The sequence below is a fragment of the Neisseria sp. HMSC03D10 genome, from assembly GCF_001807625.1.
Taxonomy (GTDB): Bacteria; Pseudomonadota; Gammaproteobacteria; order Burkholderiales; family Neisseriaceae; genus Neisseria; species Neisseria mucosa.
In genome coordinates, this window is record NZ_KV789510.1 from 569 (window position 1) to 10,218 (window position 9,650).

Annotated in this window: 9 protein-coding genes; 8 read left to right on the forward strand and 1 reads right to left on the reverse strand. The window is 55.4% G+C overall.

Translation table 11 applies throughout. The features are described 5' to 3' along the window. The 4 genes from HMPREF3066_RS13490 to HMPREF3066_RS02890 form a co-directional block, all read left to right on the forward strand. Positions 1-1,125: transferrin-binding protein-like solute binding protein (locus tag HMPREF3066_RS13490; protein WP_321178897.1), on the forward strand; the 1,125-nt coding region annotated here is incomplete at its 5' end. A gap of 133 nt (positions 1,126-1,258) precedes the next feature. Further along, a complete protein-coding gene (locus HMPREF3066_RS02880) occupies positions 1,259-1,486 on the forward strand; it encodes an exodeoxyribonuclease VII small subunit (RefSeq protein ID WP_029609485.1) in 228 nt (75 codons plus the stop codon). Then, positions 1,470-2,366, forward strand: a complete 897-nt coding sequence (locus tag HMPREF3066_RS02885) for a polyprenyl synthetase family protein (protein WP_070440312.1) — start codon at positions 1,470-1,472, stop codon at positions 2,364-2,366. Before HMPREF3066_RS02880 ends, HMPREF3066_RS02885 begins: the two co-directional genes overlap by 17 nt. A gap of 36 nt (positions 2,367-2,402) precedes the next feature. Next, positions 2,403-2,819: a nuclear transport factor 2 family protein gene (locus HMPREF3066_RS02890; RefSeq protein ID WP_070440315.1), complete on the forward strand. Its 417-nt coding sequence runs from the start codon at positions 2,403-2,405 to the stop codon at positions 2,817-2,819. A gap of 76 nt (positions 2,820-2,895) precedes the next feature. Here the strand turns inward: HMPREF3066_RS02890 and HMPREF3066_RS02895 are convergent, their stop codons facing one another. Further along, complete coding sequence (locus HMPREF3066_RS02895) at positions 2,896-4,074, reverse strand: phosphoglycerate kinase (protein ID WP_070440316.1); 1,179 nt, start codon at positions 4,072-4,074, stop codon at positions 2,896-2,898. A gap of 237 nt (positions 4,075-4,311) precedes the next feature. Between HMPREF3066_RS02895 and metG the strand changes: the two genes are divergently transcribed. The 4 genes from metG (at position 4,312) to prfB (ending at position 9,577) form a co-directional block, all read left to right on the forward strand. Next, positions 4,312-6,369 (forward strand): methionine--tRNA ligase, encoded by a 2,058-nt coding sequence (metG, locus tag HMPREF3066_RS02900; protein WP_070440318.1) that lies wholly within the window; start codon positions 4,312-4,314, stop codon positions 6,367-6,369. A gap of 57 nt (positions 6,370-6,426) precedes the next feature. Beyond that, positions 6,427-6,891, forward strand: coding sequence for a GNAT family N-acetyltransferase (locus tag HMPREF3066_RS02905; RefSeq protein WP_049225507.1), 465 nt, complete (start codon positions 6,427-6,429; stop codon positions 6,889-6,891). Between the two features lie 203 nt (positions 6,892-7,094). Then, complete coding sequence (murA, locus tag HMPREF3066_RS02910; RefSeq protein ID WP_070440320.1) at positions 7,095-8,348, forward strand: UDP-N-acetylglucosamine 1-carboxyvinyltransferase; 1,254 nt, start codon at positions 7,095-7,097, stop codon at positions 8,346-8,348. A gap of 125 nt (positions 8,349-8,473) precedes the next feature. Next, complete coding sequence (gene prfB / locus HMPREF3066_RS02915) at positions 8,474-9,577, forward strand: peptide chain release factor 2 (RefSeq protein WP_070440322.1); 1,104 nt, start codon at positions 8,474-8,476, stop codon at positions 9,575-9,577. Positions 9,578-9,650: the final 73 nt, after the last annotated feature.

A 9,650-nucleotide genomic window follows, 5' to 3' on the forward strand; every position in this document is an offset into this window, starting at 1 on the left:
AAAGCTGCCGAAGAAGCTGCCAAAGCTAAAGCCAAGGCTGAAGCGGAACGAAAAGCTGCGGAAGAAGCTGCAAAAGCCAAAGCTGAAGCCGAGCGCAAAGCTGCCGAAGAAGCTGCCAAAGCTAAAGCAGAAGCCGAACGTAAAGCTGCTGAGGAAGCTGCAAAAGTTAAAGCTGAAGAAGAACGCAAGGCCGCTGAAGAAGCCGCTAAAGCTAAAGCTGAAGAAGAACGCAAAGCTGCCGAAGAAGCTGCCAAAGCTAAAGCAGAAGCCGAACGTAAAGCTGCTGAGGAAGCTGCAAAAGTTAAAGCTGAAGAAGAACGCAAGGCCGCTGAAGAGGCTGCCAAAGCTAAAGCCGAAGCTGAACGTAAAGCTGCTGAAGAAGCTGCAAAAGTTAAAGCTGAAGAAGAACGCAAGGCCGCTGAAGAAGCCGCTAAAGCTAAAGCTGAAGAAGAACGCAAAGCCGCTGAAGAAGTTACCCCAAAAGCGGAGGTTGCTCCGGCTATGCAATCAATCGGCGGTTTTTACACCATGTTGTCGGTTGACGGTGCCGATAACAAAGTGATTAACAGAGTGGGTAATCCTGATGTCCTCGAAGTCAACGGACAAAAAATCAACCTGCTGCCACAAACATTTGACGCGGCAAACGGTATGCTGTCCTTATCGGATAACAAAATTATCCGCGCCATCGGTACGCATCTGCAATACGGCCATTACGGTTTTTACGGAAGCAAAAAGGACAACGGCGAGCTCAATTCATCCCTGGTGTTCTACCAAGGCCTGATGACGCCTGTCGAAGCCATGCCGCAAACCGGTTCGGCTATCTACCAAGGCAATGCGTTCTACAATGACGCATCCAACATCAACACTGTCGGCTCATCCTTGTTCAATGTTGATTTTGGTGAAAAATCGCTGACCGGCGGTGTTTATTCGGCAGAAGGACGTTTTAACCCCGTAATGCTCCAGGCCAATATCGCCGGTAACCGTTTTGTTTATGTGGACGGGACAACTAAAAACAGTATGTCGGGCATTTTCCTGGGTCCGCAGGCGGAAGAAATGGCCGGCCGCTTCGACCATCCGAGCGAAGGCAAGAGCGGTACGTTCGGCGCCGCCATGCTGAAAGACTGATTTTTACCGTATCATCAGCTCAAAAGGTCGTCTGAAAACTTGGAAATCAGGTTTTCAGACGACCTTTTTCCGTTCCTGACCAAGAAGCAGCCCATAAAATGCTACAATACCGCTTTGATTTTTTGCCCGCATCATCATGAAAAAAGCCCCCAAATCCTTTGAAGAAGCCCTCGCCCGCCTCGAAACCCTGACCCAGTCCATGCAAAGCAGCGAAATGCCGCTGGAAGATGCTCTGGCAGCCTATCAGGAAGGCAACGAGCTGGTCAGATACTGCCAAACCAAGCTGGCGGAAGTCGAACAAAAACTGCAAGTATTGGACGCGGGCGAACTGAAGGAGCTGAACCTTGAACCCGGCGAATGAATTGAAAGTATGGCAGCAAAAAGCCCAAGCGCAGACCGAATTGCTGCTGGAGCGTTTCCTGCCGTCTGAAAACCAAGTGCCGCACACGCTGCACGAAGCCATGCGTTACGTTACCCTCGGTGGCGGCAAACGGCTGCGCCCGCTCTTGGTGCTCGCCGCGTCCGAATTGGGCGATGCCGACCAAAACGCCGTCGAACAAGCCATGGCGGCGATTGAAATGGTGCACGTCTATTCCTTGGTCCACGACGATATGCCCGCAATGGACAACGACAGCCTGCGGCGCGGCAAACCGACCTGCCATGTGAAATACGACGAAGCCACCGCCCTTTTGGTCGGCGACGCCCTGCAAACCCAAGCCTTCGACGTATTGAGCCGTCCGACCGGACTGCCCGCCGAACGCCAAATCGCCATGTTGTCCACGCTCGCCAAAGCATCCGGCAGCCTCGGCATGGCGGGCGGACAAGCCATCGACCTTGCCAACGTCGGCAAAGCCATGAATCAGGCGCAGTTGGAACAGATGCACAGCCTCAAAACCGGCGCCCTCATCCGCGCCGCCGTCGTATTGGGCGCGCTTGCCTGCCCCGATTTGGATTCAGACGACGTCCGCACCTTGGACAACTACGCCGCCAAACTCGGCTTGGCGTTCCAAGTCATCGACGACGTGTTGGATTGCGAAGCCGACACCGCCACCTTGGGCAAAACCGCCGGCAAAGACAGCGACAACGACAAACCGACCTATGTCAAACTGATGGGTCTGCAGGCTGCCCGCGCCTACGCCGAAACCCTGACTGCCGAAGCCGTCGCCCTGCTCGAACCCTTCGGCGCAAAAGCCCTGCATTTGCGGCTCTTGGCGGAATTTGTTACTGCGCGGAAAAATTAGGGCTCCGGCAAACAACCTGACCGAAAAATGACTCCCATGAACGATTTCGAACGCATTTACAACGATTGGCACGAATTTGCCAAAAACCGCGACACCACCCGACTGATCGGCCTGTATGACGACAACGCCGTTTTCGAAAGCCCGCTCGTCCCCCTTATCATGCAGCGGCAAAGCGGCATTTTGCGAGGCAAAGCCGACATCCTTGCTTTTTTAGAAGAAGGAACGCGCCGCCGACCGAATGAATTGGTACGCTGGTATCGCAACGGCACGCATTTCACGACGGGGGACACGCTGGTTTGGGAATACCCGCGCGAAACGCCCGGCGGCGATCAAGTGGATATTTTGGAACTCATGCAGATTGCCGGTGGAAAAATTGTCCATCACCGCATTTACTGGGGCTGGTTCGGCACGCAGATGCTGATTCGTTCGGCACTGAACCGTGCGGCGGAATAATCCGCGAAAAGAAGAAGAGGTCGTCTGAACCCCCAAAAATAGGTTTTCAGACGACCTCTTTTTTACGTCAAACCGCTTACGCGCCGCGTTTTTCCAAAGCGGCTACGGCAGGCAACTCTTTGCCTTCCAAGAATTCGAGGAACGCGCCGCCGCCGGTGGAGATGTAGCCGATTTGGTCGGTAACGCCAAATTTGGCAATCGCCGCCAGCGTGTCGCCGCCGCCCGCAATCGAGAACGCTTTGCTTTGGGCGATGGCTTCGGCAAGGGCTTTCGTGCCGCCCGCGAACTGATCAAACTCGAACACGCCGACCGGACCGTTCCACACCACAGTGCCTGCGGCTTTGAGCAGTTCGGCAAGTGCGGCGGCGGATTTCGGGCCGATGTCCAAAATCATATCGTCTTCGGCAACGTCGGCAATGTCTTTTACAACCGCTTCGGCATCGGCGGCAAAGGCTTTGGCAACGACGACATCGGTCGGCAGCGGTACGGAGCCGCCTTTGGCTGCCATTTTCGCCATGATTTTTTTGGATTCTTCCACCAAATCATGTTCCGCCAAAGATTTGCCGATGGCTTTGCCTTCCGCCAACAGGAAGGTGTTGGCGATACCGCCACCAACGATGAGTTGGTCGACTTTGTCCGCCAGCGATTCGAGAATGGTCAGTTTGGTGGACACTTTGCTGCCGGCAACAATCGCCACCATCGGGCGCGCAGGCTCTTTCAGGGCTTTGCCTAAAGCGTCGAGTTCGCCCGCCATCAATACGCCGGCGCAGGCAACGGGCGCGGCTTGGGCGACGGCTTCGGTCGAGGCTTGGGCGCGGTGGGCGGTGCCGAACGCGTCGTTGACGAACACGTCGCACAAGGCGGCATAGGCTTTGCCCAGTTCCAAATCGTTTTTCTTCTCGCCTTTGTTGATGCGCACGTTTTGCAGCATGACGACATCGCCCGCGTTCAGGGCGGGTTTGTTTTCACGCCAGTCGTTTAATACTTTCACGTCTTTGCCCAACAGGCTGCCCAAGTGCGCGGCAACGGGGGCGACATCGTCTTCGGGGTGGAACTCGCCTTCGGTCGGACGGCCCAAGTGGGTCATCACGATAACGGACGCGCCGTTGTCCAGGCAGTATTTGATGGACGCGAGCGAGGCGCGGATACGGGTGTCGTCGCTGATTTTGCCGTCTTTGAACGGCACGTTCATATCGGCGCGGATGAGGACGGTTTTGCCCTGCACGTTTTGTTCGGTCAGTTTCAGAAATGCCATGATGTATCCTTTGTGAAGGTTGGAAACGGAAATGGGAATGTTCTCAATTATCCGCGAACGGGCCGCATCGGTAAAGGCGGGATTTGCCTGCGCTTGATTTGCGTCAGCGGCAGTGTCGATATAAAAAGTCGTCTGAAACCTTAAATCCCCTTTTTCAGACGACCTTTCCCCCGTCTCGCCCGCACGATTTACGGTATAATTCCCCATCTTTATCCATTGTTTTCCCAAGCATAAACCATGACACGCAAAATCCTCGTTACCTCCGCGCTGCCCTATGCCAACGGCAGCATTCACCTCGGCCACATGGTCGAACACATCCAAACCGACGTTTGGGTGCGCTTTCAAAAACTGCGCGGCCACGAATGCCACTACTGCTGCGCCGACGACACCCACGGCACGCCCGTGATGCTTGCCGCGCAAAAACAAGGCATCGCGCCCGAAGACATGATTGCCAAAGTGCGCGAAGAGCACCTCGCCGACTTCACCGGCTTTTTCATCGGTTACGACAATTATTACAGCACCCATTCCCCTGAAAACAAACAGTTTTCCCAAGACATTTACCGCGCGCTGAAAGCCAACGGCAAGATTGAGAGCCGCGTCATCGAGCAGCTTTTCGACCCCGAAAAACAAATGTTCCTGCCCGACCGCTTCGTCAAAGGCGAATGCCCCAAATGCCACGCCCAAGACCAATACGGCGACAACTGCGAAGTCTGCGGCACGACCTATTCCCCGACCGAACTGATTAACCCATATTCCGCCGTTTCCGGTGCCAAACCCGAATTGCGCGAATCCGAACACTTCTTCTTCAAACTGGGCGAATGTGCCGACTTCCTCAAAGCATGGACTTCCGGCAACAACCCGCACGACGGCAAGCCCCATCTGCAAGCCGAAGCCCTCAACAAAATGAAAGAATGGCTGGGCGAAGGCGAAGAAACCACCCTGTCCGACTGGGACATTTCCCGCGACGCGCCGTATTTCGGTTTCGAAATCCCCGACGCGCCGGGCAAATACTTCTACGTCTGGCTGGACGCGCCCGTCGGCTACATGGCGTCGTTTAAAAACCTGTGCGACCGCATCGGCATCGATTTTGACGAATACTTCAAAGCCGACAGCCAAACCGAGATGTACCACTTCATCGGCAAAGACATCCTCTATTTCCACGCCCTGTTCTGGCCCGCCATGCTGCATTTCTCCGGCCACCGCGCCCCGACCGGCGTGTACGCACACGGTTTCCTGACCGTCGACGGACAAAAAATGTCCAAATCGCGCGGCACCTTCATTACCGCCAAATCCTATCTGGAACAAGGCCTGAACCCCGAGTGGATGCGTTACTACATCGCCGCCAAACTCAACAGCAAAATCGAAGACATCGATTTGAACCTGCAAGACTTTATCAGCCGCGTCAACAGCGACCTTGTCGGCAAATACGTCAACATCGCCGCCCGCGCGTCAGGTTTCATCACCAAACGCTTTGAAGGTCGTCTGAAAGACGTTTCAGGCAGCGCATTGCTGGCAAAACTCGCCGCCGAAAGCGACACCATAGCCGAGCAATACGAAAACCGCGAATACGCCCGCGCCCTGCGCGATATCATGGCATTGGCGGATGTCGTGAACGAATATGTCGATGCCAACAAGCCGTGGGAACTCGCCAAACAAGAAGGTCAAGACGAACGCCTGCACGAAGTATGCAGCGAACTCATTAACGCCTTCACCATGCTGACCGCCTACCTCGCCCCCGTATTGCCGCAAACCGCCGCCAACGCCGCGCGTTTCCTCAATCTGGACGCGATTACCTGGGCGAACACGCGTGAAACCCTAGGCGAACACGCCATCAACAAATACGAACATTTAATGCAACGAGTGGAGCAAAAACAAGTGGACGATTTAATCGAAGCCAACAAACAAAGCATTCAGACGACCCCCGCGCCTGCCGCTGAAGAGGGCAAATACGAAAAAGTCGCCGAACAAGCGAGCTTCGACGACTTCATGAAAATCGACATGCGCGTCGCCAAAGTATTGAACTGCGAAGCCGTCGAAGGAAGCACCAAACTCTTAAAATTCGACCTCGATTTCGGTTTTGAAAAACGCATCATCTTCTCCGGCATCGCCGCGTCTTATCCCAACCCTGCCGAATTGAACGGCCGCATGGTCATCGCCGTCGCCAACTTCGCCCCGCGCAAAATGGCAAAATTCGGCGTATCCGAAGGCATGATTCTCTCCGCCGCCACCGCCGAGGGCAAACTGAAGCTCTTGGATGTCGATGCAGGCGCGCAGCCCGGGGATAAAGTGGGCTAAACGTTAAAAGGTCGTCTGAAAACAGTTTCAGACGACCTTTCTACACGATAACGCGTCATGAACATCACCCCCTTGCAAGCCTGCCACATCGAGCCGCTCTCCCGTGCGCTCTACCAAGAATGGCACGACTTCGCCCCGTGGTCGTCGCTTGAAAAAATCCGTGCCTATTACCGGAAATGTCTGGACGGGGACGGTTTGCCGCTCGCCTTTGCCGCAGCTTCGGAAGACGGACGGCTGCTCGGTTCCGCCGCGCTCAAACGCTTCGACATGGAAGAATTTCCGCAATACGAATACTGGCTGGGCGACGTATTCATCCTGCCCGAATATCGAGGCAAAGGCATCGGACGCGCGCTCATCGCCTATTGCCTGCAAACCGCCCGCTCCTTACGCCTGCCAGCCCTTTACCTCTATACGCCCGACGTACAGGCGGTTTACGCCAAATACGGCTGGCGGGAAATCGCGACGCAATGGCACAACGGTGAAACCGTCTCCGTGATGAAACTGGATTTACAGGTCGTCTGAAAACGTAGAAACAGACATCGCAAAGTTGCGCCCGATATGTTCAGACGACCCTTCCGACCATTCGTACCCCGTAAACACCCTTCGGAAGAATTCTCCCCGCCCGCCCGCAAAAACCGTCAAAATCCCTTATAATTCCGAACCTAAACGAATCCCGTCCTGCCGGCAGCGCCGTCGGGACTTGTCTTAACAACGAAAGAAACACTGTGGACAAACTCAAAATCACCGCCAACGGCCCGCTCAACGGCGAAATCACCGTATCTGGCGCGAAAAACGCCGCCCTGCCGCTGATGTGCGCCGGACTCTTGACCTCCGGCACCCTGCGCCTGAAAAACGTACCCATGCTCGCCGACGTCAAAACCACCCAAAAACTGCTGCAAGGCATGGGCGCGCGCGTTTTGACCGACAACATTCACGAATTCGAAATCAACGGCGGCACCGTCAACAACACCTGCGCCCCCTACGAACTGGTGAAAACCATGCGCGCCTCCATCCTCGTGCTCGGCCCGACGCTGGCGCGTTTCGGCGAAGCCCAAGTCAGCCTGCCCGGCGGCTGCGCCATCGGTTCGCGCCCCGTCGACCAGCACCTCAAAGGCCTCGAAACCATGGGTGCGGAAATCACCATCGAACACGGTTATGTCAAAGCCAAAGGCCGTCTGAAAGGCACGCGTGTCGTCATGGACGTCGTTACCGTCGGCGGTACGGAAAACCTGCTGATGGCGGCAACCCTCGCCGAAGGCACGACCATCCTCGAAAACTGCGCCATCGAACCCGAAGTCGTCGATTTGGCGGAATGCCTCGTCAAAATGGGCGCGAAAATCAGCGGCATCGGCACATCAACCATGACCGTCGAAGGCGTAAAAGAGCTGCACGGCTGCGAACACAGCGTCGTACCCGACCGCATCGAAGCCGGCACCTTCCTCTGCGCCGTCGCCATGGCCGGCGGCAAAGTCGTCCTGCGCAACGCTGCTCCCAAAACCATGGAAGCCGTGTTGGACAAACTCGTCGAAGCGGGCGCCATCATCGAAGCAGGCGACGACTGGATTTCCATCGACATGCAGCAACGTCCCAAAGCCGTGGACATCCGCACCGTCGTCCATCCCGGCTTTCCGACCGACATGCAGGCGCAGTTTATGGCGATGAACGCCGTTGCCGAAGGCGACAGCCGCGTCATCGAAACCATCTTTGAAAACCGCTTCATGCACGTTCCCGAACTCAACCGCATGGGCGCAAACATCACCACCGAAGGCAACACCGCCTTCGTCAAAGGCGTGGAAAAACTCTCCGGCGCCGTCGTGATGGCGACCGACCTGCGCGCCTCCGCCAGCCTCGTCATGGCAGGCTTGGTCGCAGGCGGCGAAACTATCGTCGAACGCATCTACCACCTCGACCGCGGCTACGAACACATCGAGAAAAAACTCGGCCAAGTCGGCGCGAAAATCGAACGGGTACGCGGTTAAGAGCCTTGTGTCAAAAAGGTCGTCTGAAAACTTGAGATTCAGGTTTTCAGACGACCTTTATCATAGAAAAAAGCCCGCAAATCCCTTACAATACGCACCTAAAATTTTGAAAGCACACAAGAATCATGGAAGCCGAAGTAATCAACCAGCTCAACAACACCCTGAACGATTTGGAAAAGCGCAGCGAAGACATCCGCGTCTATATGGACTATCAGGGCAAGAAAGACCGATTGGAAGAAGTCATCGGCCTTTCCGAAGACCCTGAGCTGTGGAACGACCCGAAACGCGCCCAAGAAATCGGCAAAGAGCGCAAAATCCTCGAAGGCATCGTGTTGACGCTCGACAACATCGCGTCGGGCATCGAAGATAACCGCATGCTGATTGAAATGGCCGTCGAGGAAAACGACGAAGAAGGTTTCGCCGCCGTGCAGGAAGACGTGGCGGAACTGGAAAAACAGATGGCGGATTTAGAGTTCAAACGGATGTTCAACCAACCCGCCGACCCGAACAACTGCTTTATCGACATCACCGCAGGCGCGGGCGGTACGGAAGCGGAAGACTGGGCGGGCATGCTGTTCCGCATGTACAGCCGCTACGCCGAACGCAAAGGCTTCAAAATCGAAATCCTCGAAGAAGACGACGGCGAAATCGCGGGCATCAACCGCGCCACCATCCGCGTGGAAGGCGAATACGCCTACGGTTTGCTGCGCACGGAAACCGGCGTTCACCGCTTGGTACGCTACTCGCCGTTTGACTCGAACAACAAACGCCATACATCGTTCTCATCCGTGTTCGTGTACCCCGAAATCGACGATTCCATCGAAATCGAAATCAACCCCGCCGATTTGCGTATCGACACTTATCGCGCATCGGGCGCGGGCGGTCAGCACATCAACAAAACCGACTCCGCCGTGCGCATTACCCACGAGCCGACGGGGATTGTGGTGCAATGTCAAAACGACCGTTCTCAACATGCCAACAAAGCCGCTGCGATGGAAATGTTGAAATCCAAACTGTATGAATTGGAAATGCGCAAACGCAACGAAGAGAAACAGGCGTTGGAAGAAGGCAAGTCCGATGTGGGTTGGGGCAGCCAAATCCGTTCGTACGTCTTGGACTCCTCGCGCATCAAAGACTTGCGCACGGGCTACGAAGTCGGCAACACCAAAGCCGTATTGGACGGCGATTTGGACGGTTTCATCGAAGCCAGCCTGAAACAGGGCGTGTAAAACCTAAAATACAAAAAGGTCGTCTGAAAACCAGAGATTTCAGTTTGAACTGCACCCCAAAAGTTGGACATCC